Source organism: Methanolobus sp. ZRKC4 (assembly GCF_045291305.1).
Lineage (GTDB): Archaea > Halobacteriota > Methanosarcinia > Methanosarcinales > Methanosarcinaceae > Methanolobus.
The window spans coordinates 908,497-933,925 of the sequence record NZ_CP146983.1 but is presented as its reverse complement, the minus strand read 5'-3'; the positions used below and the strand labels follow the sequence as shown (position 1 = coordinate 933,925).

At 36.5% G+C, this 25,429-nt stretch carries 23 protein-coding genes; 11 read left to right on the top strand and 12 right to left on the bottom strand.

Going from position 1 to position 25,429, the window contains the following annotated elements; all coding sequences use genetic code 11:
• Window positions 1–51: 51 nt before the first annotated feature.
• The 4 genes from V7O67_RS04905 to V7O67_RS04890 all read right to left on the bottom strand — a co-directional run bounded on the left by V7O67_RS04905 (window position 52) and on the right by V7O67_RS04890 (window position 5,546).
• On the bottom strand, window positions 52–1,137 hold the full coding sequence (locus tag V7O67_RS04905) for an AI-2E family transporter (protein ID WP_406671088.1): 1,086 nt from the start codon (window positions 1,135–1,137) through the stop codon (window positions 52–54).
• An 81-nt stretch (window positions 1,138–1,218) separates the two neighbouring features.
• Complete coding sequence (locus tag V7O67_RS04900; protein ID WP_406671087.1) at window positions 1,219–3,246, bottom strand: phosphoadenosine phosphosulfate reductase family protein; 2,028 nt, start codon at window positions 3,244–3,246, stop codon at window positions 1,219–1,221.
• Between the two features lie 87 nt (window positions 3,247–3,333).
• Window positions 3,334–4,704 carry an NADPH-dependent glutamate synthase gene (gene gltA, locus V7O67_RS04895; RefSeq protein WP_406671085.1) on the bottom strand — a complete coding sequence of 457 codons (1,371 nt, stop codon included), beginning with the start codon at window positions 4,702–4,704 and terminating at the stop codon, window positions 3,334–3,336.
• Entirely contained in the window at window positions 4,704–5,546 is an 843-nt protein-coding gene (locus tag V7O67_RS04890) for a sulfide/dihydroorotate dehydrogenase-like FAD/NAD-binding protein (protein WP_406656593.1), read from the bottom strand. The genes gltA and V7O67_RS04890 overlap by 1 nt, the downstream gene beginning before the upstream one ends.
• A 679-nt stretch (window positions 5,547–6,225) precedes the next feature.
• On the opposite strand from V7O67_RS04890, the gene V7O67_RS04885 reads away from it, so the two are divergent.
• The 3 genes from V7O67_RS04885 (at window position 6,226) to V7O67_RS04875 (ending at window position 9,738) form a co-directional block, all read left to right on the top strand.
• Window positions 6,226–7,236, top strand: a complete 1,011-nt coding sequence (locus V7O67_RS04885) for a sugar phosphate nucleotidyltransferase (RefSeq protein WP_342305934.1) — start codon at window positions 6,226–6,228, stop codon at window positions 7,234–7,236.
• An 11-nt stretch (window positions 7,237–7,247) separates the two neighbouring features.
• Window positions 7,248–8,177, top strand: a complete 930-nt coding sequence (locus V7O67_RS04880) for a UDP-glucuronic acid decarboxylase family protein (RefSeq protein ID WP_342305935.1) — start codon at window positions 7,248–7,250, stop codon at window positions 8,175–8,177.
• Between the two features lie 109 nt (window positions 8,178–8,286).
• Window positions 8,287–9,738 carry a flippase gene (locus V7O67_RS04875; RefSeq protein WP_406671082.1) on the top strand — a complete coding sequence of 484 codons (1,452 nt, stop codon included), beginning with the start codon at window positions 8,287–8,289 and terminating at the stop codon, window positions 9,736–9,738.
• 42 nt (window positions 9,739–9,780) lie between these two features.
• Here the strand turns inward: V7O67_RS04875 and V7O67_RS04870 are convergent, their stop codons facing one another.
• The 3 genes from V7O67_RS04870 to V7O67_RS04860 form a co-directional block, all read right to left on the bottom strand.
• Window positions 9,781–10,452 carry a cyclase family protein gene (locus V7O67_RS04870; RefSeq protein ID WP_342305937.1) on the bottom strand — a complete coding sequence of 224 codons (672 nt, stop codon included), beginning with the start codon at window positions 10,450–10,452 and terminating at the stop codon, window positions 9,781–9,783.
• Window positions 10,446–11,105, bottom strand: a complete 660-nt coding sequence (locus V7O67_RS04865) for an HAD-IA family hydrolase (protein WP_342305938.1) — start codon at window positions 11,103–11,105, stop codon at window positions 10,446–10,448. The genes V7O67_RS04870 and V7O67_RS04865 overlap by 7 nt, the downstream gene beginning before the upstream one ends.
• A 112-nt stretch (window positions 11,106–11,217) precedes the next feature.
• Window positions 11,218–11,900 (bottom strand): IS1 family transposase gene (locus V7O67_RS04860; protein WP_342303728.1). Its coding sequence is split into 2 segments (ribosomal slippage): window positions 11,218–11,571 and window positions 11,574–11,900, totalling 681 coding nucleotides; the frame shifts between segments, so codons are not numbered across the junction.
• Window positions 11,901–12,078: 178 nt separating this feature from the next.
• Here V7O67_RS04860 and V7O67_RS04855 point away from each other — a divergent pair.
• From V7O67_RS04855 to V7O67_RS04825, 7 genes are all read left to right on the top strand, one after another.
• Complete coding sequence (locus tag V7O67_RS04855) at window positions 12,079–13,500, top strand: hypothetical protein (RefSeq protein WP_342305939.1); 1,422 nt, start codon at window positions 12,079–12,081, stop codon at window positions 13,498–13,500.
• A 75-nt stretch (window positions 13,501–13,575) separates the two neighbouring features.
• The gene (gene rfbF, locus V7O67_RS04850) at window positions 13,576–14,346 is read left to right on the top strand and encodes a glucose-1-phosphate cytidylyltransferase (RefSeq protein WP_342305940.1); all 771 of its coding nucleotides are present in this window, start codon (window positions 13,576–13,578) and stop codon (window positions 14,344–14,346) included.
• Between the two features lie 11 nt (window positions 14,347–14,357).
• A complete protein-coding gene (locus V7O67_RS04845; RefSeq protein ID WP_342305941.1) occupies window positions 14,358–15,380 on the top strand; it encodes an SDR family oxidoreductase in 1,023 nt (340 codons plus the stop codon).
• Window positions 15,381–15,397: 17 nt separating this feature from the next.
• Entirely contained in the window at window positions 15,398–15,847 is a 450-nt protein-coding gene (locus V7O67_RS04840) for a dTDP-4-dehydrorhamnose 3,5-epimerase family protein (RefSeq protein WP_342305942.1), read from the top strand.
• A gap of 43 nt (window positions 15,848–15,890) precedes the next feature.
• Window positions 15,891–16,799: an SDR family oxidoreductase gene (locus tag V7O67_RS04835; protein WP_342305943.1), complete on the top strand. Its 909-nt coding sequence runs from the start codon at window positions 15,891–15,893 to the stop codon at window positions 16,797–16,799.
• Window positions 16,771–18,093, top strand: coding sequence for a lipopolysaccharide biosynthesis protein RfbH (gene rfbH / locus V7O67_RS04830; protein ID WP_406671080.1), 1,323 nt, complete (start codon window positions 16,771–16,773; stop codon window positions 18,091–18,093). The genes V7O67_RS04835 and rfbH overlap by 29 nt, the downstream gene beginning before the upstream one ends.
• A 72-nt stretch (window positions 18,094–18,165) precedes the next feature.
• A complete protein-coding gene (locus V7O67_RS04825) occupies window positions 18,166–19,122 on the top strand; it encodes a glycosyltransferase family A protein (RefSeq protein ID WP_342305945.1) in 957 nt (318 codons plus the stop codon).
• Window positions 19,123–19,201: 79 nt separating this feature from the next.
• Here V7O67_RS04825 and V7O67_RS04820 read toward each other — a convergent pair whose 3' ends face one another.
• Entirely contained in the window at window positions 19,202–20,134 is a 933-nt protein-coding gene (locus tag V7O67_RS04820) for a hypothetical protein (protein WP_406671078.1), read from the bottom strand.
• Window positions 20,135–20,234: 100 nt separating this feature from the next.
• On the bottom strand, window positions 20,235–20,927 hold the full coding sequence (locus V7O67_RS04815; protein WP_342305947.1) for an acylneuraminate cytidylyltransferase family protein: 693 nt from the start codon (window positions 20,925–20,927) through the stop codon (window positions 20,235–20,237).
• Between the two features lie 262 nt (window positions 20,928–21,189).
• Between V7O67_RS04815 and V7O67_RS04810 the strand changes: the two genes are divergently transcribed.
• A complete protein-coding gene (locus V7O67_RS04810) occupies window positions 21,190–22,680 on the top strand; it encodes a B12-binding domain-containing radical SAM protein (RefSeq protein WP_342305948.1) in 1,491 nt (496 codons plus the stop codon).
• Window positions 22,681–22,742: 62 nt separating this feature from the next.
• Here V7O67_RS04810 and V7O67_RS04805 read toward each other — a convergent pair whose 3' ends face one another.
• The 3 genes from V7O67_RS04805 to V7O67_RS04795 are packed head-to-tail and all read right to left on the bottom strand — an operon-like array spanning window position 22,743 to window position 25,340.
• Window positions 22,743–23,498 carry an HpcH/HpaI aldolase family protein gene (locus V7O67_RS04805; RefSeq protein ID WP_406671423.1) on the bottom strand — a complete coding sequence of 252 codons (756 nt, stop codon included), beginning with the start codon at window positions 23,496–23,498 and terminating at the stop codon, window positions 22,743–22,745.
• Between the two features lie 13 nt (window positions 23,499–23,511).
• A complete protein-coding gene (locus V7O67_RS04800; RefSeq protein WP_342305950.1) occupies window positions 23,512–24,420 on the bottom strand; it encodes an NAD(P)-dependent oxidoreductase in 909 nt (302 codons plus the stop codon).
• A complete protein-coding gene (locus tag V7O67_RS04795) occupies window positions 24,417–25,340 on the bottom strand; it encodes an NAD(P)-dependent oxidoreductase (protein WP_342305951.1) in 924 nt (307 codons plus the stop codon). The genes V7O67_RS04800 and V7O67_RS04795 overlap by 4 nt, the downstream gene beginning before the upstream one ends.
• Window positions 25,341–25,429: the final 89 nt, after the last annotated feature.

Here is a 25,429-nt window from a genome sequence, read left to right as displayed (position 1 = left end):
CAGGAACAAATATAGACCCAGTAACAGAAAACGAAGTCCTTTAAAAGCCTTTCAATCTGCAACTTCTTTTTCGCAAAAAGAAGCATCTTTTTGCACACAAACCGGCCCATCATTGCCTGTATAAACCCGGTATGCTGCAACTATTGAACCCAGCACGATAGGAGCCATGAAGAAACCCGCAATACCACCTACAAAAGCTCCTCCGAGGAAAGCAAGAAGAATCAAAAGCGGATGAACATGTGATTTCACACTGGCAAGGTATGGCCGCAGGAAAAGTTCAGGAGGCACATATATAACGATAGATGCCACTACAAAAAACACAACAGCACTTTCAGGACCTTGCTCAATATAACGATATAGAGAAAGAGCAAGCAGGATCATGTAACCTGCAAACATGGGAATAACTGAAGCTATGAAAATAAGAGCTGAGAGTGCGAGAATGTTTGAAAAACCGAATGCATAGAAAACAACAAGTGAAAGAATACTAACTATCAGTGCGGCAGATGCATTTCCTATAAAAATTCCCTGAAGTATAATATCAAGGTGGAATATATATCGAACCACGGCAGACTTATGTTCACTTGGAACCACCCGCAATACGGAATTATAAAGACTGCTACCATCTGCAAGTAAAAAATAGCAGAGGAATATTGCAATAAGCAAGTTTATAGCGAACATCATCAGATTTTGGGCATAAGCTACAATTCCGATCTTACTAAGCAAGGGGAAGAATGAACTGGAAATATTCCATACCATTTGTTGTACATCAGCACTGTACTTTTCAGGTATGTCTATGGACCTGAAAAAATCAAACGTTGTATTGATGACATACGCCTGGTTCTCAATTATCCACACTATCTGACGAAGTATTTCCACAACCCCGGAACCTATTATGAAAACAACAGGAACAACTATACACATCGTTGCTACAAGGGCTGCAGCCTTCCTGAATCGTTTCATCTTTAGGAAGATCGGACGGGCAATATAAGCAAATACAAGACCAAGAACGATACCATCGGCAAGAGGAAAAAGTATGTACACGAATAGAACTGACATGAAAAAAATTGCCACAAGAGAAACTAGTTTCCACTTGCTATCTATTATTCTTGAAAGCCCATCCTTTCCTGTTGTAACCATTTTCACCATTTGACCGTTCTTTTTCATTTATATAATATACTAACCTATTAATAACTCACCGTAAAAAACAATATGCGTAGTTCAGGATAGTTTGCCTGCATATTTGAGCACTACGCATGAATCCGTGCATTTACCACACCTGACGCAACTAGCATTTATCTGCACAGAGCCATCTTTGATAGTAATAGCACTTACTGGGCATGCTTTGAGGCATATACCACATCCTGTACACTTATGAGCCTTTAATAACTGGCTTGAGACCTCCTTAAAAAGAGAATCTGCAATATCCTTATTTTCAGAATTTATTACAAGACTTCCGGATGAAAATATCTTTACAGTGGATGAATCAGTCTTTAGCATCAGAAGACCAAGCTCTTCTGAAAAAACCATCTTTCCAATAATGTTCATTACATCCATGGTTCGTTTCATTGAAAAACCATGTATCGAGGCTTCAATACTATAACCTCCGGCTTTACATGGAGATATTCCTGAAGTGATGTTTACACCAAACGATGAATTACTAACACTTGCTGATGAAGAGATTCCCATTTCCTCGCAGAGTTTTATCATCTTGGGAGGAAGTTCCTTCCATCTCCACAAACCATGCTCAATGAATTGCTCAGACAAACCATTACTTTCTGCCCACTGCATAAGGAATGATTCCCAACGCTCATGTAACTGAGGATGCAGGTCCTTTAACCGATTATATTCTGCCGAAAGAGCCGCTGGACACAAATAACACCCTACCCTTTCAAAACCAAGATCATAAAGAGGGTTGTATTCGAGTTTTCTCCAATGGATGTACAACCAGACTTCTATTGCTTTCCAGTCTTTTATAGGGAAAATATTAAGCTGACCCGGAACAAAAGGATTTTTTTCACTTGTGGAAATATTCGCTCTGGAAAATGACTCATACCTTCTTTTCCCATCCACGGTTATGCATGTGGGAGCTTCCTCAAGACACTCCTCTATAGCTGCATTTGCCGGAGCAAGTTTGCATATTTTACAGCACCAGCGAAAATCCTTTGCTGGAGGACCAAATGCATCCACATTGTCCCAGAAATCAGAAACTGCCTTTTTTTCGATCAGTTCGATGTTGTTATCCCTGCAATATTTATGAGCAAATTCCACAGTTTCAGGGAACTCAATACCGGTATTGAGAAAAAATGCCTGAACTTTCCTGTTCTTTAGTGCGCTGATGGTCAGGTCAAGTATCACAAGACTATCCTTTCCACCACTGAATGATACATTGACAGGCAGACCTTTGTGATCTTTCTGGTTTGCAATGCCTTTTATTGTGTTGATGGCGTTCTTACCAAGTTTGCGCATATGAACAACGTTTGCAGTCACTACATCATCCATTGTAGCAACCTTTACATTCAACGAAACCTGCTGTGAATCGATCTTCCTGACCCTCAGTACCGGACCATCTACAGAAGATGCATCCTTTGCATCGCAGTATGCTATCCCAAATCCACTAAGGTTTCCAGATCTTACAAGTACAATGTCATTTTCCCGGACATCGGGAGAAATAGATTCTACCAGATCATAGTTCACTTTTTTGCCGTTAAGGTGCCTGGAATTCTTTTTCAGCACTATCGTTTTCTGGCTAGTATACTCCTGAAGGATGCTGGCACCCAAAACAGATGGTTCGAAAACGTAGTCCATTTTGTGCATATCAAAGCGGAGGATTCCAAAAAACAGACCGTCAACTATAACCTCATCAGTCTTATCGTCCCCGGGGATCTTATTTAGGAGAATAACCCGCTCACCCAATGGATCACATGAAAATAAAGATAAAAGCAGGTCGTGAAGGATACTTCGTTCATAAGGAGAACAAAACCTCACATCAGCCGGTTGAGAAAGGTTTATCTTTTCCCCTTCATTTCCACAATTATTGCAGCCCTTTTCTATAAGTGGAACATTGCAGTCCCTGCACCAAAAAATATAGTCCTTTTCGTTGCTTGCATATCTTTGACCGGACTTTTTTTGAGTAGGACTCTTCTTTGGCATCTTGTTCCCGGAAACTTTGTTTCTGTCAGAAGAATTGTTCACACTTTTCATGTGTGACTTTTTGGGTTTGCTTGGAAAAGAACTGCCTTTTTTCATTGATACCATTTAGCGTATACCAGCTTAAAAAGGTGTTCAGGAAAAAATAATAAAAAAAAGGGTTCCGGACAAAGCCGGATAACAAAATTAGTCAGTCAGATAATCATTTATGGTTTTTGCTGCGATCTTACCGGCACCCATTGCACTAATAACAGTTGCAGCACCGGTTACTGCATCTCCACCTGCGCAGACATTGTCCAGAGAAGTCTTCCCGGAATCATCTACAACTATCGTGCCACGGGAATCGACCTCCAGTCCCTTTGAACCGGAAAGTATCATCGGATTAGGTGAAGTCCCGATTGCAATGATAACAATATCCGCATCGAGGACATACTCAGACCCTTCTACGGGTACAGGGCTTCTGCGTCCGGATGCGTCGGGTTCTCCGAGCTCCATCCTGATACATTCAACACCTTTGACTGTCATGTTCTCGCCTTCAAGTATACGAACAGGATTGGTAAGGAATCTAAAAACGATTCCTTCTTCCTTAGCATTCTCTATTTCCTCTTTCCTTGCAGGGAGCTCTTCTTCACCACGGCGGTAGACAATACTTACCTCTTCCGCACCAAGGCGAAGCGCACTGCGGGCCGCATCCATGGCAACGTTGCCTCCGCCTACCACAATCACGCGCTTTCCTCTCTTGATGGGAGTATCATAGTCAGGGAAGCGATAGGCTTTCATCAGGTTAACTCTTGTAAGAAACTCATTTGCCGAGTAGACACCGTTGAGGTTCTCACCTTCGATTCCCATGAACTTCGGCAGGCCTGCACCAGTTCCGAGGAAAACCGCATCAAACTCTTCCTTTAATTCATCAAGAGTTTTTATCTTACCGATGACATAATCTACCTTGACATCAACACCAAGTTGCTTTATGTAGTCAACTTCATCCCTTACAATTGCCTTTGGAAGCCTGAACTCCGGTATACCGTAGGTAAGGACTCCTCCTGTATCATGAAGAGATTCAAATATAGTAACCGCATGACCTGCTTTAGCAAGATCGGCTGCAGCCGTTAGGCCTGCAGGACCTGCACCTATGACAGCAACGTTTTTTCCACTTGGCTCGGCCTTTACAGGAGGTTCCACACCCTCCTTCCTTTCATGATCGGCACAGAAACGTTCCAGTCGGCCTATTGCAACAGGTTCACCTTTGTTTGCAAGTACACAGTATTGTTCACACTGCACCTCCTGGGGACAAACCCTGCCACAGACAGCAGCCAGGGAATTCGTCAGCTTAATCGTAGCAATTGCTTCATCAAAATTGCCGTCTTTTACCTGAGCAATAAAACCGGGAATATCAATATTCACCGGACATCCTTCTACACATTTGGGGTTCTTGCACTCCAGGCAGCGTGCTGCCTCAGCAAGCGCCTGCTCTTCAGTATAACCCAGTGCAACTTCTTCAAAATTGCAAACCCTTTCCTTAGGGTCCTGATGAGGCATTGCCTGTCTTGCTGCCATCAGTTACCACTCCTGCAGGTGCACTCATGATTCTCAAGACACTCGGACTCCTCACTGCGATATAGCGCAAGCCTGCTCATCAGCAGATTAAAGTCAACCTTGTGAGCATCGAATTCTGGCCCGTCCACGCAGGCAAACTTTGTCTCACCGTCAACGGAAACTCTGCAACCACCACACATACCAGTACCGTCAATCATTATCGGATTGAGGCTGACAATTGTTTCCACACCATAAGGAGCTGTCATACCTGCTGCTACTTTCATCAGGATAGGGGGACCGATGACAACGATTCTTGCAACCCTCTCGCCACTGTCAAGTATATTTTTCACGACATCGGTCACAAAACCATGATGTCCTTTGGAACCATCATCAGTAGCTACATAAAATTCATCGCTTTCAGCCTGCATTTCATCTTCAAGCATAAGAAGGTCTTTATTCCTTGCACCAATAACTGATATTACTTTATTACCTGCTTCACGATAAGCTTTAGCCTGCGGATATACCGGAGCTATGCCTACGCCACCACCCACAAGAATGACTGTACCAAGTTTTCTTACATCGGCAGGTGTTCCGAGAGGGCCCACAAAATCCTGTAGTTCATCCCCAGTTACCATCTTTGCCAATTGCTTTGTTGTCTTTCCCATTTCCTGGAAAATAATAGTAACATATCCTTCCTCTGCATCGAAGTCTGCAATTGTCAGAGGTATCCGTTCACTGGTCTCATCAATGCGTATAATAATGAACTGACCAGCCTTTGCAGCCTTTGCAACATCCGGTGCCAGTACTTTCATCTGATGAACCTGGGGAGCTATCTGTTTTTTTTCGAGAATTTTGTATGACATGAGATCACGTTGTAGAAGTAGATGGGATGGTTAGATTTTTTGATATGATTGAGTTAATAGTACTTAAAAATTGAGATAAGGATAATATTGGAAAAAACAGAACTTTGGAACAATATTTATTTAAACAGATATTCAGACATAATCCTCAAATGTATAAATGAAAACATACCCTCACCATCAATTAATACTGTGGTCAGTGATGATATTATTCTGCCCCATTAATAAAATACAATTATTTTATATATTTGTATGTTCATTTGTAGACATAAACATATGAAAACTCTAAATATATAAATAAAGACGTTTTTATCAAATCTATCATACTTGCTGGCGGCTCTGGCACACGCCTATGACCCTTAAGCCGGGAAAAATATCCAAAATAAGTCCAACAGCATCAAATTATTAGATATTAAGTAATTCAAAAATATCCGTAACTATTCAGCCTGGCACGATTTGCCTATTGGTACTGATTTCATCGAAATAGAGATGTCTGCTCACTAACAATCTAACAATCAAAAAAGCAATCAATAGCAACAATCAAAATAAATGATCCTAATGAAATTTACGTTTCAACTTTTTGTCAAGATTGTTATTGATAGCGTTTTTATCAGGCTGAATAGTTACAAATATCCCTTATTTATCAAACATTATACATTACTTTTTAAAAAGGAGACTATAAATGAAAGTAATCATCCCTGCAGCAGGTACTGGAACACGCTTGTTTCCGCACACTCACACCAAACCAAAACCCATGGTATACATAGCAGGTAAACCTATTATAGGGCACATCCTTGACAGAATGATAGATCTTGAACCAGAAGAGATAATACTTGTTGTCGGTTATCATAAAGAGCAGTTGATATCATACGTCAACAAGCACTATCAAAGTATATTCAACATCAGGTATGTAGAACAGGTAAACAGACTTGGTCTTGGGCACTCTGTGTATATAACACGCGAATATGCAAGAGGTTCAGATATCATGATAGCTCTTGGAGATATGATCTTTAAATCAGGATATTTTGATTTCTACAAAATGCACGCTGAAAATGAAAAATGCGCAGGTTCAATTGGCGTAAGGGAAGTTGAAGAACCCAGAAAATATGGAATTGTTGAGCTAGAGCAGACCTCACCTTGCATCAAGAAGCTTGAAGAAAAACCAGAAAGACCAGCATCAAATCTGGGAATTGCAGGAGTGTACTTTATAAAGGACACACCTATGCTGTTTGAAGTCCTTGAGCAGATGATAAAGAATGATAAAAGATCACGTGGAGAATACCAGTTAACAGATGCACTTCAGGAAATGATTAAACAAGGCAGCAGGTTGAAGACATTTGAGGTTTCCAGCTGGTACGACTGTGGTCATGCAAAATCACTCCTTGAAACAAATCAGGTATTATTGAATGAAAAAGAGAACATCGACCTTGATCATAAAAGTGTTGATTCTGTAATAATACACCCAGTAGCAATCGGAAAGAATGTGAAAATACTCAATTCTGTGGTTGGGCCCTATGCATCTATTGCTGAGGAAACAACCGTGGAGAGTTCCATAATATCAGACAGCGTCATTGGTTCACGCACGCATATATCAAAAGTGAACCTGCAGTCCTCAATAGTAGGAGACGATGCAAATGTCATTGGCAAGCACAATTCATTAAATATAGGAGACTCATCTTCAATAGAGTTCTAGAGTGTGATAACATGAGATCAATAGTAACTGGTGGTGCAGGTTTTTTAGGGTCACATTTATGTGACTTTTTGCTTGAGAAAGGTAACGAAGTCATTTGCATAGATAATCTTGTGACAGGAAATACAAAAAATATAGATCATATGACCTCAGATAAATTCACATATTTAAAACATGACATTACTAAACCAATATATTTTGGAGACGAGATAGATTACATATTCCATCTTGCAAGTCCTGCATCTCCTGTTGATTACCTCGAATTGCCAATTCAAACACTTAAAGTTGGATCTTTGGGCACTTACAACATGCTTGGACTTGCAAAGGAAAAAAAAGCAAGGTTGTTAATTGCTTCTACTTCTGAAGTCTACGGAGATCCATTGGTTAACCCACAACCTGAAACATACTGGGGAAACGTAAATCCAATTGGGCCAAGAGGAGTATACGATGAAGCAAAAAGATATGCTGAAGCGATAACAATGGCTTATCACAGATATCATGGCATTGATACGAGGATCGTTCGTATATTCAATACTTATGGACCACGTATGCGTGCAAACGATGGAAGGGTCGTTCCTAATTTCATAAATCAGGCTCTGAAAGGTGAGGATATCACGGTATACGGAGATGGCTCACAGACACGCTCTTTCTGCTATGTTTCGGATCTCATAGAGGGCATATACAGATTGATGATGTCGGACTTTAATGAGCCTGTAAATATTGGAAATCCTTCGGAAATGTCTATATTGGATTTTGCAAAATCAGTTATTGAAATAACAGAATCCCATTCAGAGATTATTTTTGAAAGTTTGCCAGTCGATGATCCTAAAGTAAGGAGACCTGATATCACACAGGCAAAGAAGGTATTGGAATGGGAACCAAAAGTTGATTTAATCAATGGGCTTTCAAAAACAGTGCAGTATTTCATGGAACAAATAGATTGATAATTACTTTGGGACGTACTTTTACAATCCAAAATACTTGTTCGTAGTATACTGATAATTGAATCAATGCAATAAAAGCAAAGATATGTTTCTAAATAAAATATATTCTATGATTCTAGGTATCGGAGAAGTTCAAAGACAGAGCATAGCAGCTTTTTTAAGTCAGATTTCCTTTACAATGATGGGATTTTTTAGTACAATGTACTTCGCCCATACAGTAGGAGCAAGCATTCTTGGAGGGTATTTTCTTTTCATTGCATATTATGGAATAATTAATATGATAACAGATGGTGGGCTAGGTGGAGCAGCAATAAAAAGAATTAGTGAAGGAGATGAACAGAATGCTTACTTCACTACTTTTTTTGTTCTGCGCTGCCTTTTTGTAACCATCGTAATATCTTTATTAATAGCTTTTAGAGAGAGTTTTATAGAATTCAATGAAGCAGGAACATTTAATTGGCTTATACTTGCGCTGCTGGTATCACTATTCCACGGTTTAGTAACAAACGGTATATCTGGAAATGGAAAAGTAGGTATATATGCAGTAAGCAACTTCATGAATAATGCATCAAGAATTGCTATCCAAGTAATAGGAATATTTCTTGGATATGGTGTTGCCGGACTAACAGGAGGTTTTATTGCAGGCTTGCTAGTTTCCACGGTGATAGCATTGCGTTTTTTAGATTTAGGATTTTCACCGTTTAAATGGGTTCACATTAAAAGGTTAACAGCATTTTCTTTCTGGTTATTTTTAACTTCAACTGGAGTACTACTTTATTCCCAGACAGATACAATTATGATTGGATATTTTATGGATAACTTTGATGTAGGAGTCTACAGAGTTGTGTTCCAATTCACAACTTTGGCAACAATTGCAACAACCGCTTTCAGGTTGACCTTGTGGCCGAAAGTTAGCAAATGGAGTAAAAAAGATGAAAATGGACTAATTGAGGAATCTTTATCCAAAGCATGTACTTATTCGCTTACAATAGCAATTCCCATATTTGCAGGAGGTATTTTACTTGGAGACCAATTACTATACTTTTTCTATGGTCAGGACTTTGCAAGTGGGTACTATACATTTGTAATATTACTTTTCGTTCAAATAGTCAATATTTACCAATTCTTCTTTACGATGTACCTAGGAGCGCAGGACCGACAGAAAGATTCATTCAAAGTAACTGCTGCAGCTGCCATTACTAATGTGTTGTTAAATTTCATATTAATACCCATAATTGGAATATTAGGAGCTGCCATTGCAACTCTATTTACTATGGGATTAAACGCTCTTTTAGCCCGGAAAATTTTATCAAAAATGATTACAATCAAAATTGAATATGATAGTTTGCTAAATACCTTGAAAGCTGCTACAGTTATGGCATTGTTAATAGGAGTATATCGTGCAATAATCCCATTATCCAATATTTGGATTACATTGATACCAGTGTTTTTGGGAGGAGCTACATACAGTATTTTAGTATTGAAATTTGATCATAAAATAAATGAGGAGTTAAAAGGTATATTGGGACAAATGAACATACCATGGCCATCCTGGTTATAACACAACCAACTAACAACAGTATCAATTAATTCCATACAATTTTCAGTAGTCAGTTTCCAGCAAAGCAATCACAGGAGTAGCATCAATTTTGGAAACAACCCAAGGATAAAGACGTAAAACAATACTATTTTCTACTATTTCAGGGTTTGAGAGATCCATGTCTTCAATCAATAATATAGGAGACTTATTGCACAGGAATGATTTGTGGGCAATATGACCCTCTGCCCTATGAGATGGATTTGAAATGGAAATTGTATCTAGCCCCACTATTTTTAGATTCGGACATGTTTCCCTCAAATAAACTGGGACTTCTGGATGCACCCATGGATGAGATTGACTATACACATCAGGCTGTGATATTCTGTATTCATAAAACCCAGTTCTAAGCAAGAGTGCTTCCGCATTTGCAATTTGTTCTGAAAATAGCAATAGATCATCTGCAGAAATGTATGAGCCAGGTGATTTTGGAAGATCAATGCAAACCACAGGAGAATATACATTTTCTGTTTTCAGCATATCGGCAACTGAAGGACCTTTATCACAAAAATGTAATGGTGCATCAACATGGGTTCCAGAATGATTACTAAAAGATAATAAACTTGTATTTGCAGAATCATTGTTTGCCATTGATCTTACCCTATCAAACACGATATCAGGAGAGCCCGGGTACAAAGGACAATCTTTTGTCAGGGAGTAGGATATGCATGTTAGCAATACAACTCCTCCAGATAGGAACTCAATTCAACAAGATCAGAAACAACGAGCTCAACATTACCCATTTCAGAAAAAATATCTTCATCAGTAGGATTTACCCGTCCAATAAAACGTACACCTGTTTGTTTTGCTGCCTTATAGTCATTTAAGGCATCCCCTACAAAAATAGTATGGCTTGTTGAACTGTTATTGTTGATCATTATTTCTTCAATACATTCGGATTTTGTTCTGGGAGAACCGTAAATACCTTTGAAATACTGCATTATGTTCCGATGGAGAATAATATCCTCCAGTTCTGCAACCGGTGTCGCGGAAACTATAAATAAAGATGTTAGTGATGACCAGGATTCTAAGAATTCTAATGCACCACAAACAAATTCAGCTTGCAATACACCCTCAAAAACAAGCTCATAGAAACGGTTGCACAAAAAATCATATTGTTCATCAGGTAATGGTTCTTTTAGAATATTCTTGTAAAAGTATCTGAATTTATCAAACCTTGACATACCACCGTTATGCATATGAAAATCAACTATTTCATCCACATGATCAGGTACAAACTGGAATAAAGTCTCGAAAGCATGAGTTTTTACATCTACAGATTCCAGAATTACACCGTCAAAATCAAGCATAATTATTGGAATATTATTCATTTTCACCATATTTCATTCAATTAGAGATTATTCTTTAAAAACATCACTATTTATAGCTGATTTTGATTAAAATGTGCTACTATAGATATTTAAATAAGAATAGTAGGCATTGTTAATTAAACATAGCTAGTTCTTTATTCCTATATTTCATCAAGAGCAAAACGGAGATTTTTAGCATTTCAAGACTTTTAGTATAACACTTTGACTTTCTCCTTAGTCTTGCCAGGAAATGCCTAAATATGCTGTTGTATCCTTCAACAGTATATGTTTCTGCTTTTGATCGAGTATGGATGTTTCTGGGGACTAACTTGGCATATGCCCTCCAATAATCCGTCATTACTTCCCCAACCTCTTTTGTCTTTAACTTTTTCCAGAGTTTTTGTCCTGTTTTTGTTCCTCTGCTGCCAAAAGAGCAATCGATGAATTTCTTCCCATATCTATCAACAGCAATCCATATCCAGCAGTAGTTTTTTTATTCCCAATATAAGTATGCATCTCGTCCAATTCCACAACAGAAATCTCATTTTCACTTTTTAGATCCTCTAATTCACTACCAAATTTTCGAATCCATTTTTGAACAGAAACATGACTAACGCCCAAAAAACGTCCAATTGAACGAAATCCCAACCCCTCCAGATAGAGTTGTAAAGCCTGTCGCTTAACAGATACGGGGCTAGCGGTGGATTTTATATCTACTGAATAGTTGTATCCACAATCATGGCATTTGTAGCGTTGTCGACCATCAATCCTACCGTTCTTCTTATGACTGGAACTCTTACACTTTGGACAATTCATATATAAAAAGAGGCCATCATATTATATAACGATGTTTAATTACCAAAGCCGAATAGTAAAATAGTTAAGCATAGCAAAAGGTTCTATATTAAATCATATATATTGAATGAAACACAAAACATGTAAGATTCTAATAAAATCAACGTGACCTTTTAATCATTCCTTGAGGAAGTTGAAAATGGAAAAGAAAAATATAATGTTCATTGTACACCATAATAACGACTTTGATCATTTTCTACCACTTATTATACACTTAAAAGAAAAAAAGAACATGGAATGTAAAATTGTTGCATTTTATACTGAGAATGAAATTCTGAAAAACAAATTACACAAACATATTTGCAATTTGCATGGCATTAAATTTAGCTCCATGATTGACATATCATATTTAAAAAAGTTAAATCGAGCCATAAATAAAATGTATAGGTATGTTATATTTAAAAGAGGGTTATCCAATCCCAGTGGAAGAAAGACACCTAATTTAAAGAGGAAACATGCAAAAAACAGCAATTATAAAGTGGTTCAATCAGTCGTATTCAATCTATTAGATTTTATTTTAATCAGGTACCTGGTATTATATTCTATATTTTTACTTTCAGACAAAAAGATGAGAGAATATATTGGTAAGAATAACACCGATATTGCTGTCATTGATCACAGAAAAATCGAAAAAATGTTTTTAAATTCAGGTCCATTGAAACGGTTTTATTATGTGTATAAAGGAAAAGTGGACCCAATGGATCTTGTTCTTTTCAGATTTGCAAAAGCTGCCAAAGACCTAAATATCCCTATTTTCATGGTACCCCACGGGACACAGCCTATTTTAATACCCGATGGAGATAACAATAAATTAGAAAATCCATTCAATCCTGACTTTTTAGTTGTTTCTTCGGAAAATGACCTGATAGTTCATCGCTTCATGCAAAGCACAAAATCAACACTCTTTTTAGGAGATCCAAGATTTGACATCGATTGGATAAATTATTTAGAAAAATGTGCTTTAGCAGTTTATAAAGATATTGTTAAAAAACCAGAAGATAAAACTGTTTTACTTTATCTCATAGACAATGCCGTTTATTCCCAAGATAAAGAGTATAAATTAAAACTCCATGAAGATATAATATCAGTAGTGAATGACATAGATAAAATAGAAATATGGATCAAACATCACCCTAGGCATGTATTTGAAATCAATCTTGGTGCTATTGTTAAAGATAACTTGAAGGAAAACATAAAACAATTTGGGAATAGTGTCGATACGAATATTTTAATTTACAATGCAGATATATGTATTTCTACAGGGTCTACAACTTTAATTGCTCCTGTTTTGCAAAAGAAACCAGTTATTCTTTATAAAAGATGGAAGGAAATACATGATGCTCCAACTATTTATGATTGCCTTAATTTTAATGCTTCCTCTAAAGAAGAATTAGTTGAAAAATGCAAAAGGGTAATTAATGGAGAATATAATGTCGAAGAATCTGTTTTAGAAGGATTTTACAGAAATGTTTTTACTGGAAATTACTTGTATGAAAACATGACTGAAAAATACGGGAATGCAATTGAAGAGATAATTTCTAACAACACTAAAACTGTGTGATGATTTTCTATAAGAAAATAAACTATCATAAATGCAAAATAATACGTTCAGATTTAACAGAATGAGAGTAATATCATGAAAGTAGTCATCCTCTGCGGAGGTCTTGGAACCCGCTTGAAAGAAGAGACAGAGTATCGCCCGAAACCAATGGTAAAGATTGGAAAAGAACCGATACTTCTGCACATAATGAGAAAGTATAGTCATTATGGATTTAAAGATTTCATCTTATGTCTTGGATACAAAGGAGAAGTCATCAAAGAATATTTTTATAATTATGAAATACTCAACAATGATTTCACTATCGAATTAGGAAAACACAATAAAATAACCACCCATGATTCCCACAATGAAATCGGATGGAAAGTTACGTTGGTGGATACTGGGCAAAAAACACTAAAAGGTGCACGTTTAAAGAAAATAGAAAAATATGTCGATTCTGATATTTTCATGGTAACTTATGGAGATGGGGTTGCAGATGTCAACATCCGTGATCTAATTGACTTCCATCAAAAACATGGTAAAATTGCAACACTAACTGGAGTCATGCCACCTTCCAGATTTGGAACACTTGCTATAGATGGGGATAACGTGACAAATTTTAGCGAAAAACCTCAAACCACAGAAGGCCTGATAAATGGAGGTTTCTTCATCTTCAATAAGAAAATATTTAGTTATCTGACAGAAGAAGATTCATGTGACCTTGAGATAGGAGTTTTAGATAAACTAGCTGACGAAGGGGAATTAATGGTATATAGACATTCTGGGAACTGGGTATGCATGGATACAGTAAGAGATATGGAATATTTGAATGAACTGTGGGATACAGGTAAAGCATTCTGGAAATAGGAGTTAATAAAATGAAAGTTATGGTTACAGGACATAATGGATACATTGGATCCGTACTTTGTGAAATGTTGATTAAAGAAGGATATAGTGTTGTTGGATTTGACACGAATTATTATTCAGAATGCACACTATTTGACTACAAAAATGATATTGAGGAAATCAATAAAGATATCAGAGATGTAGATGCAAATGATCTTAAAGAAATTGATGCTATAATACATTTAGCTGCATTATCGAATGATCCTATGGGAGCCCTTGATGAAAAACTTACCGAAGATATAAACTATCGTTCAACCATAAAACTTGCTGAAACTGCCAAAAAAGTGGGGGTCAGAAGATTTTTGTACTCATCCTCATGCAGTATGTATGGTGTTGCTGATGGAAAAGCACTGAATGAGAGCTCACCGTTAAATCCTGTAACAGCCTATGCAAAATCAAAAGTTGATTCGGAATTGTCACTAGCAAAAATAGCAGATGATAAGTTCTCACCTGTGTACTTAAGAAACAGTACTGCATATGGTTTGTCTCCTAAAATGCGTTTTGACCTTGTTCTGAACAACTTTGTCGGATGGGCGTACACAACAAGCTCTATCAAAATAATGAGTGATGGAACACCATGGCGGCCATTAGCCCATATAAGGGACATATCAGCTGCCTTTATAGCGGCCCTTGATGCCCCAATTGAAAATATCCATAATCAAGCATTCAATGTGGGAAGCAATTCAGAAAACTACCAGATAAAAGATGTTGCAGAAATTGTAAAGAAGATTGTACCTAATTGCGAAATAACCTACACCAATGAGCATGGTTCAGATTCTAGGACATACAATGTCAACTTTGATAAAATAAAGGAACACATGCCAAGCTTTAAGCCAGAATGGAATGTGAAAAAAGGAGCAAAGGAAATCTATGATGCTCTTCGCAAGAATGAAGTCTCTTTTGAAGAATTTAATGGAGACAAATATACAAGGCTAAAGACACTAAAGAAGCTTATGGAATCTAACAGAATAGAAGAAAAATTATACTGGACATAATGAGGGGGAGAATGACTATGATAGAAGGTGTTGAAGTAATACCACTGAGAAAAATACCTGATGAACGTGGAAAAATAATGCATATGCTAAGAGTTGATGACAAGCATTTCGAGAAATTTGGGGAGATTTATTTTTCTATGGCATATCCAAGTGTAATAAAAGGATGGCATTTACACACACAAATGACTCTTAACTACGCAGTAATACAAGGGATGATTAAGCTTGTTCTTTTTGATCAAAGAGAGAATTCTGAAACAAAAGGATTATTGCAAGAATTATTTATTGGAGAAGATAACTACTGCCTTGTTAAAATTCCACCAGGTATTGCGAATGGTTACAAAGTATACGGAACTGAGTCAGCAATAGTCGCTAATTGTGCTTCCCACCCACATGACCCTGAAGAAATGATCCGAATCGATCCATTTTCAAAGGAAATGCCTTACAATTGGGATTTAGTCCACAAATAATATCATTATTTAAATGTCACTATATCAACAGGAGTTTGATAAGATGAAAGTTCTGATAATTGGAGCTTCCGGTTTAGTAGGAAATACTATTTACAATGAATTTTCAAAAAATTCCAAATACGAAGTCTATGGAACTTATTATTCATATGAATGTGATAATTTGTTTTATTTGGATATGACAAATAAATCAGACGTAGACACAATAATAAATAGTGTGAACCCCGACATAATAATTCATCCTGCAGCTAATCCTAATGTCGAATATTGTGAGCAAAATCCAGAAGAGACATGGAATGTTAATGTCGAAGGGAGTCGAAATCTGATAGAAGCTGCTAAAAATAATGAATCAAAATTCATCTTTTTTTCTTCAGATTATGTATTCGATGGTAATAATGGACCATACACAGAAACAGACCTCCCGAATCCCATTAATGAATATGGAAAACAAAAATTAGCAGTTGAGAAACTTATTGAAGAAATACTTACTGATTTCCTGATAATAAGAATTACTGTAGTATATGGATGGGAACATCGTGGGAAAAATTTTACAATGGGCCTTATAGAAAAACTAAAAAATGGAAAAGGAATGAATGTCCCTCACGACCAGTTAGGCTCACCAACCTATGTAAATAATATGGTACAAGCCGTTAAAATACTCATTGAGAACGATAAAAAAGGAATGTACAATGTTGTGGGAACTGATACAATTGATAGATATCGTTTTGCACAGAATGTGGCAAAAGTGTTTGATCTTGATGAAAGCCTCTTAACTCCAATAAGCACAGATAACCTTTCCCAGAAAGCTAAGAGGCCCCTGAAAGCAGGAATGAAAGTAGATAAGATACAAAAAGAACTTTCAGTAAACTTAATGAGTGTAATCGAAGGATTAGAAGCTATGAAACAGAATAGAATGGAGGGACAATATGAAAACTCAGGAACAAATTCAAAATGATATTTTTCAACTGGTCAAAGAACTATATGAACTGAAAGAAATTGAAAAAAAACCTTTCGTAAAAGGTGAATCATACATTCCTTATTCAGGTCGAGTATATGATGAAAAAGAGATAGTATCCCTTGTTGATTCTGCACTTGATTTCTGGCTCACATCAGGCAGGTTTGCTAAACAATTTGAAAACGAATTTGCTGATTTCCTAGGAGTAAAACATTGCCTATTGACAAATTCCGGATCTTCAGCAAATCTTCTGGCAATTTCTGCATTGACATCACCAAAACTTGAAGAAAAACGTTTGAAACCTGGTGATGAGGTTATCACTGTGGCAGCAGCATTTCCTACAACAGTTAACCCAATTATTCAAAATAATCTAATTCCTGTGTTTGTAGATGTGAATATAGGAACCTACAACATTCAAGCGGATAAGATAGAAGATGCCATCTCAGATAAAACCAGAGCAATTTTTATTGCGCATACACTTGGGAATCCATTTGACCTAAATAAAGTGATGGAAATAGCAAAAAAGTACAATCTTTGGGTAATAGAAGACAACTGTGATGCACTCGGTTCCAAATATAATGACCAATGCACTGGCACTTTTGGACATATCGCCACATTTAGTTTTTATCCACCTCATCACATGACCATGGGCGAAGGTGGAGCGCTGGTCACTAATGACACTCAGCTTAAGAAACTAATAGAATCATTCAGAGACTGGGGACGGGACTGCTGGTGTGAATCAGGATGCGACAACAGTTGCAAAAAACGTTTTAGCTGGCAGTTAGGTAATCTACCTTTTGGATATGATCACAAATACATATATTCACATATTGGTTACAATCTAAAAATAACAGATATGCAAGCTGCGATAGGAGTTGAGCAGCTTAAGAAATTACCATCCTTCATTGAAACAAGAAAAAATAACTTCAGAATGTTATATGATGGATTAAAAAAATATGATAATCACTTCATATTGCCGTTAGTCAAACCAGAGGCAGATCCAAGCTGGTTTGGGTTCTTGATTACGGTTCGTGAAGATGCAGGATTTACCAAAAACGATATTGTGAAGTATCTTGAAGAAAGCAAAATAGCAACTAGAATGTTGTTCGCAGGAAACATTATTAAACAACCCTGTTTTGAAGGTGTCAAATATCGAATTTGTGGAAATCTTGCACATACTGATCAAATTATGGATAATACTTTTTGGATTGGCTTGTATCCTGGCTTAACGGATGAGATGATTAGTTATGTGCTAACGGTATTTGATGACTATATAAGTAATAGACCAAAATAATGCTACTCGAATATTTACTTTACAAAGCATAAAACATTTCATTCAAGCAATGCTATTACATAGGAGATAAATATGGATCAGAATTGCTCACCCAAAATATCAATTTGTATTCCAACATTAAATCGTATGGATTATCTTAAAGTTGCAATTAAATCTTGCTTATCACAAACATATCACAATTTTGAAATAGTGATTTCAGATAATAACTCTGATGATAGTACAGAACAGATGGTTAGTTCGTTTTCCGACAGCCGTATTAAGTATGTAAAACATGGCCAACGTGTACCACTGGTTGCAAACTTGAATAGATGCATCGAGCAAGCATCCGGTGATTTCCTAACTTTTTTGTGTGATGATGATTATTTAGATAAACAATATCTTGAGGAGCTATCTAACTTGTTATATCTAAATCCTACAGCTGAATTAGCCCAATGTGGGTGCAAATATGTAGATGCTGCCGGGGTTACCAAAGAAGTATATGAAGACGTCCCTCCTCAAAGAAACAGTGTGGACCTGTTATATAATATCGTAGAAATGCACAATTCTGTAGGGCTTGTTAGAAATTTATGCCGTAGAGAGATATTTGTAAAAGTGGGTGGGTTTGTTGATCTTGGAATACCAACTGGTTTTTATTCCGATACTGTTTCTTTTACAAAAGTAGCACTTGAAGGAAAAATTGTAGTTGGCACTAAACTGCCTCTATATAACTTTCGATGGCATGATAAAAATGCTTCTGAAGCAATCGTAGGAGAATTGGAGGATTATCTATCACCTGTACCACAATTCAGATCTTTGTTAACTGATTTATTATTAAAACACCAATGTCAAATTGAAAAGTCAAAATTAGATGAATGGGAAATGAATTTGTATGCAGCTTGGGTACTACTCGACATAAAACCTCGCAGATCGAACATTTCCATGTGGAAACGTACCAAAAAACTACCAGCCTATTTTTACCTTATTAATAAATATATGGTACGCTCAAAGTATAGTCAGTTCTTGAAGTATACCATAAGCAAATTGATGTAATATTTTTTGAAAATTGGAGAGACAAACTAGAAAACAATAGCATTAGATGAGAATAGCTACAGTTCATTAAATATCAACATTACTTCAAATAATCTTCTGGTGTCTTTAATGCAAACGCAGGCACCTCAACATCTATTCTCCTCCCTTTTTTGGTATTTTCTCTAAACTGTTTATGATAACCTTCATTTAAAAAACGAGTATCATGCTCAATTTCTTTATCTGAGCGGAGGAATTTTGTATGGAAGTATATTGGTTCAACATAAGAAATATCCCTACCAAGAATCAAATTTTTCATGCACTGCATCTGCTGGATAGGAAATAGAAAATAATTTTCCAGCATTTTCAACTGGACTATAGAAGACCGATATGAAACAATATCCAGAAGATACTTATTTCCAGCAAAATACAGATGTTTGTCAGCTTTATAAAAACGGGGATGACTACTGTGTATAGGAGACTTTTCTGATAAATACATGTAGTCTTCTGTCACTACATTGTATCCTGAAACCCGAATATGATCTTTAGAAAGAATAAACTCTTTGAATTCTTCTGTTGCAAATTCCGGCCTCAATATATGGTCAGCATCCCATTGAGGAGTAACATGAGATAATGTTGTCTTCGACATTCCAAAATTAGTTAAGTAGCTTATCGTATGAACAGATCCTCTTTTAAACTCAGGTGATACAAAAAGCTCAGACAGAGAATCTAGCTTTTGATGCATTTTATTTTTATAAATTGGTGCTTCTACCTGATCTAAGCTAAAAGGATAGTTGTAAATCTTTATTTTTGGAGATTTGAAGCTTCTTACAATTTCCTCAGTCCTGTCTCCTTCTATTTTTACAATAACTACGACTATTTCGTCAAACAGAGGAAGGCAACTTTCTATGCATGGACCAATCCATCTTTCATCGCCGAAACATCTTATTACAGCAGACAGACCTTTTTTTCGGTTTTTATACCAGTTACGATCTATGTTAAACTCTTTGTATCCTTCTATGTTTTCTGTAATCATTCGATAATTCTCAAAAGCCATCATTTAAAACTCACACCCTGTCATATCGCATGTAGACAAATATACCAATTACAACTAATAGAATACAATATATTATCAATTATTGTTTCCTTTCATTTGTGAGAAAATTGTATACAGCCTCGGCAATAACAAAATCTTCAGGCTCATCGATGTCTATACTTTCAATTTTCGGAATATCTACAAAAAGAGGGTTTTTCCCAACACGTTTTTTATCATTCATAAAATTCTCAATTGAAATTATATAAAAATTAGAATTATCCTCGTATAAAGGAATCATATCCTGTGAAGGAAGCATAATATTGGGATCATGATTAACAGGATTTTTATTGTGGTCGTAGAACCGTGTTTGATATTTTGTCACACCCATAACTGAATCAAAACCATTTTTCAATCCTTCAAAATAGGACTTTATTGCATTATCTATGGTACCTGACTTAAGAAGTGGATTAGTCGCATGTGTTTGCAAAAAATGGCTGGTTTTGACATGTTTAAGGTCATGATCAATTATAGAAGTCATTGGTACTTTGTCACCCAATAAATAATCAGGACGTTCAAGTATAAGTACATCAGGAAAGTTTTCTTCTATTAAAGACATAATTTTATGGCTGTCAGTGTCCACAAGAATCTGACTTACCTGATCCGCAGACTCCAGGCTTCTCAGTATGTGGAAAAATAGAGGGTCTTTCCCAAAAGTCCTTGTATTCTTAGATGGCACACGTTCACTATGCCCTTTCATCGGCAGCAGTGCAGTTATAGAGTAATCATTACGCATTTGTAATCACTTTTGTGAATAATTGTTTTTAAAATCCAGCATTTATAGTCTATTCATTTGTCTATATGAATCTCATTATAAAACCGCACCGATATTAGTAGCTTCACTTAAATAATATGACCTAACAAATAAATATTTATCCACGCCTGTGGTATCAACAGACTATTTAAATATACTAAAAAGAATATACCGGTAACAATCTGAGTTAAATAGACATGCCATAATAAATAAACTGTTCTTAAAGACAAATTACGTGATTATCATGACAAATTACAATAAAGATGATTTTCGGATACTTTTTGTATATCCAAATGTGATGCTGCAGAACATGATGCCAATAAATCTATCACTTCTGTCAGCCTGCCTGAAAGAAGCAGGATTTAATAATGTGAAATTATTCGATACCACTCTTTATAGGACTCAGGAAAAAAGCGGTGACGAGATAAGAGCAGAATTCTTGCAATTACGTAAATGGAATATGGATGAAGTAGGAATACAAATCAAAGAGACAGATGTTTATGATGATTTTGAAAAAGTTATCGACAGCTACAAACCCCACCTTATTGCTGTCACAATGACCGAAGTAACATACGAAATTGCTTTAAGACTGTTGGAAAAAATAAAAGATTTAAAGATACCAACGTTTGCTGGAGGAGCATACCCTTCCTTTTCTCCAGAAGATGTACTTGCCAATGACTGCATAGATATGGTTTGTGTAGGTGAAGGCGAAAAATCAATGGTAGAATTATGCGAGAAATTATCTCAGGGAAAAGACATCTCAGATATTCCGAATATATGGTTGAAGTCTGAAAAAGGAATAGTAAAGAACAAAATGAGAGAACTGGTAAATCTTGATGAACTACCATTCCTAGATTTTACCATATATGAAGAACAAAGATTCTACAGACCTAACCGTGGAAAACTCTTCAAAACACTCCCTATTGAGATTAGCAGAGGTTGTCCCTATAACTGCACATTTTGTTGTGCATCATCATACAGAAAAATGTATGACAACAACTATCTAAGATTTAAGGATGTATCAATAGTATTTGATGAGCTGAAACATCAAAAAGAGAAGTATGGTCTTGAATTTGTCTACTTTACATCTGAATCTTTTCTTTCAATGCCGGAAAAAAAACTGAGAGAGTTTATGGAAAAATACAAGGAAATAGATCTCCCATTTTTCTTCCAGACAAGGCCAGAATCGATTACTTATGATAGACTGAAAATACTGGAAGGTTTTGATTTCCGTTTAAGTATAGGAATTGAAAGTGGAAACGAAAAAATACGTCGTGAAGTACTTAACAGAAAAGTGTCAAATGAAACTATCAAAAAAGCCACAGGTATTTTGAATGACTTGGACATCAAATACGGTACAAATAACATGATTGGAATCCCCGGAGAAACAAGGGATGATATATTTGACACAATCAATCTGAACAGGGAATGTGAAGCAAAGGATTTGAATATTTTTATTTTCACCCCGTTTAGAGGAACAAAACTACACACTGTATGTGTTGAAGAAGGCTATATTCCAGCAGACCACATCACACAAGAACATTCAATGATGTCCTCTTTAAAAATGCCACACATTAGCAGTGAAGATCTACATGGATTGTTGAGAACTTTCCCACTATATGTTAAAATGCCAAAGGATAAGTGGCCATTAATCAAAAAAGCAGAAAAGTTTGATGATGAAGGAAACCGCATATACGAAGAGTTATCAGACGTGTACAGAGAACATTATATGTAAACATTTTAAAAAAAGTAGGAAGATCGGAAGTTCAATACAAATTATATTTTTGAACATCCATCTTAATTTCTTATTTTTTCCAGGTCACTTCGACATGTTTCAGCTAGGAACAATGAATCAAGACTGTAAGCTAAAAAGCGATAACCTTCGCCAATCTTATCTTTTAGTTGACTGGGTTCTGGTGGAACCACATGAAAACCAGATATTATGTTAATTTTCTTAGCTGCTTTTTTGACAATTTCAAGTGCTTCACAAACCTCTGGTTCGTTAAAATCTCCTGGCATTCCCAGAGATCCAGACAGATCATAGGGTCCAATGATAAAACCATCAACACCTTCTGTTAGCAGAATTTCCTCGATATTATTCACAGCATCTATGTGCTCTATCTGAACTATCACAATACTTTCTTTTTCAACCCATTCCTTATAGTTCTCAAAATCCACTCCATATCCCTGTGCCCTTGCAAGACCAACGCCGCGTGTACCCACAGGTGGATATTTTACTGCTTTCACAGCCGCTTCAGCATCTTTCGCAGAATTCACCATTGGTACAATAACACCATGTGAACCGGCGTCCATAACACGTTTAATGAGATTTGGATCATTACTTCCTACTCGGACAAGAGGCACACACCCAGACAATTCAATTACCTGAATTAGTTGCTGTGCCTCAGTTAACGTGATAGCACTATGTTCCATATCAACTGTCAGCCAATCAAATCCACTTTGAGCCATAATCTCAGCAATAGCAGGATGACCAAGTGTAATCCAGGAACCTATTGTCAAAGTATTGGTCTGTAATTTTTGCTTCAAACTCATATTACTATCTGTTTTAGTAGCCATCATTATTTTCAATCTCCATCTGTACCTCTTTCAGACAATCGAGTATCCCTTCATTAATATCGATATACGTTGACAAATTAACCCTGAGAGGAATATCTGGCTCAAAAGAATAAGGAGTTATTTTGTAATGACTGTTCTTGTCTTTGTTTTCAAATATAATTTTGATGTCACGACCAAGAATCTCCTGTATCATATTGAAGAATTCCTTATGTGACATTCGCTGGTGACCAGTAATTAATGCTGCCTTATTCTTAAAATTATCATTTATGGCAATGTTCACTGTTTCGCGGGCTGCATCGGCTATGTGAATATATTCACGTAAAGAATCAGGAGAACCATAATAAGTATACTCTTTGTTCAATAACAAATTTTTTAGGACACCATACAGGAAATTCCAGTTATTTGCTTCTCTTCCATACAAACTCCCATACCTGATAATACTAAAATTAAGATCAAACTCATGGGAATATGTCTTGCAAAGAGATTCACCTGTTTGTTTTGATATCCTATAGAATGATCCCCAGTTACCCCCCACATAAACAGAACTTGCAAAAATAAAACGATCTATTTTTTGCTTTCTTGCTGCTTCAAGGCAAATTGCAGTACCCATCACATTTACTTCCATTGTTTCAACAGGATGTTGTAATGCATCCTCCAGATTTGCAATGGCAGCTGTATGAAAAATAACATCACATCCTTTCATAGCAGCTTCCAATTTTTTACTATCAAGGATATTGCCTTTAACAAATGAAATTGATTCGGTTTTGCTCATTTCATCAACCAGAGAAGATTGATTAATATCGTAAACGATTGTTTCGATTCCCCTATTCGATAGTTCTCTGGCAATGTGATGCCCCAAAAAACCATTTCCACCCGTGACAAGTGCTTTTTTTATCATAGTTCCCTCAATGCATTGATTAAATTATTAATTGCTTCTTTTTCCATTTCTTGCCTTGATTCTATCGTATTGGATGCAACATGCGGAGTTGAGACTATTTGTGAATAAGCAAGTAAATTCCCAGAGTATGGTTCCACAGGAAATACATCTAACCCTGCGCCCCATACTACTCCTTCATCTATTGCCTTTGAAAGAGCTCTCTCATCTATAAGAGAACCACGTGATGTATTAATAATAATTGTGCCTTTCTTGCAATTACTAAATTCCTTGCTACCCATAAGAGGGGTTTCATCTGAAAGAGGAGGAGCGTGCAAGGTTACAATATCAACACACTGGAGGAGATTGTTTAATGAAGACATGCAAATCCACTTTGTGCTAAAATCATCTGGTAGGAAAGGATCATAATAATAAATCCTGCAACCCAACGCATCAAACATATCAGCAACTTTCCTGCCTACTCTACCAAGACCAACAATACCAACAGCACGACCAGAGAGCAACAAGCAGGATTCGATGGAAAAATCATTTTTCCTCATATTCTCATTGTAGATTGTTATTCGTTTAATAGCTGCAAAAGTTAATGCTAGAGTATGTTCTGCAACAGCCAATGATGGCGAATTTGGGGTATTTAAGATAGTAATACCATGTTCCCTAGCAGCCTCATGATCAATATTATCAACCCCAACACCTACACGGGAAATTACACGCAAATATGGCGAGGATTCAAATACACGTCTGGTAAATTTTTCAGTCCCTGCAACTACTCCATGAATTTTTGCAAGTATATTACATAATTCATCTTCAGTGAGTCTGACCCCTGAAGTATTTATGTATGTTGTTTCCCCTATATCATTTAAAGACGAGGATAGCAATTCAGTTGAAGAAAAAGAACGAATTGTTATTGCTACTTTTGCAGTCAATTTATATCATGCCTCAATTAGGAAAGAGATTTTATGATTTATTTAATGCTATAGATATATAAATGTACGGGATTCTAGCATATTTATTC

Excerpts from the sequence above, each read along its gene's own strand:
- V7O67_RS04835 (WP_342305943.1), top strand. The coding sequence starts at position 15,891 with ATGAAAGTTCTGATAATTGGAGCTTCCGGTTTAGTAGGAAATACTATT.
- V7O67_RS04840 (WP_342305942.1), top strand. The coding sequence starts at position 15,398 with ATGATAGAAGGTGTTGAAGTAATACCACTGAGAAAAATACCTGATGAA.
- V7O67_RS04905 (WP_406671088.1), bottom strand. The coding sequence starts at position 1,137 with ATGGTTACAACAGGAAAGGATGGGCTTTCAAGAATAATAGATAGCAAG.
- V7O67_RS04875 (WP_406671082.1), top strand. The coding sequence starts at position 8,287 with ATGATTCTAGGTATCGGAGAAGTTCAAAGACAGAGCATAGCAGCTTTT.
- gltA (WP_406671085.1), bottom strand. The coding sequence starts at position 4,704 with ATGGCAGCAAGACAGGCAATGCCTCATCAGGACCCTAAGGAAAGGGTT.
- rfbH (WP_406671080.1), top strand. The coding sequence starts at position 16,771 with ATGAAAACTCAGGAACAAATTCAAAATGATATTTTTCAACTGGTCAAA.
- V7O67_RS04890 (WP_406656593.1), bottom strand. The coding sequence starts at position 5,546 with ATGTCATACAAAATTCTCGAAAAAAAACAGATAGCTCCCCAGGTTCAT.
- V7O67_RS04820 (WP_406671078.1), bottom strand. The coding sequence starts at position 20,134 with ATGATTACAGAAAACATAGAAGGATACAAAGAGTTTAACATAGATCGT.
- V7O67_RS04825 (WP_342305945.1), top strand. The coding sequence starts at position 18,166 with ATGGATCAGAATTGCTCACCCAAAATATCAATTTGTATTCCAACATTA.
- V7O67_RS04845 (WP_342305941.1), top strand. The coding sequence starts at position 14,358 with ATGAAAGTTATGGTTACAGGACATAATGGATACATTGGATCCGTACTT.
- V7O67_RS04900 (WP_406671087.1), bottom strand. The coding sequence starts at position 3,246 with ATGAAAAAAGGCAGTTCTTTTCCAAGCAAACCCAAAAAGTCACACATG.
- V7O67_RS04865 (WP_342305938.1), bottom strand. The coding sequence starts at position 11,105 with ATGAATAATATTCCAATAATTATGCTTGATTTTGACGGTGTAATTCTG.
- V7O67_RS04810 (WP_342305948.1), top strand. The coding sequence starts at position 21,190 with ATGACAAATTACAATAAAGATGATTTTCGGATACTTTTTGTATATCCA.
- V7O67_RS04885 (WP_342305934.1), top strand. The coding sequence starts at position 6,226 with ATGAAAGTAATCATCCCTGCAGCAGGTACTGGAACACGCTTGTTTCCG.
- rfbF (WP_342305940.1), top strand. The coding sequence starts at position 13,576 with ATGAAAGTAGTCATCCTCTGCGGAGGTCTTGGAACCCGCTTGAAAGAA.
- V7O67_RS04815 (WP_342305947.1), bottom strand. The coding sequence starts at position 20,927 with ATGCGTAATGATTACTCTATAACTGCACTGCTGCCGATGAAAGGGCAT.
- V7O67_RS04880 (WP_342305935.1), top strand. The coding sequence starts at position 7,248 with ATGAGATCAATAGTAACTGGTGGTGCAGGTTTTTTAGGGTCACATTTA.
- V7O67_RS04855 (WP_342305939.1), top strand. The coding sequence starts at position 12,079 with ATGGAAAAGAAAAATATAATGTTCATTGTACACCATAATAACGACTTT.
- V7O67_RS04800 (WP_342305950.1), bottom strand. The coding sequence starts at position 24,420 with ATGATAAAAAAAGCACTTGTCACGGGTGGAAATGGTTTTTTGGGGCAT.
- V7O67_RS04805 (WP_406671423.1), bottom strand. The coding sequence starts at position 23,498 with ATGAGTTTGAAGCAAAAATTACAGACCAATACTTTGACAATAGGTTCC.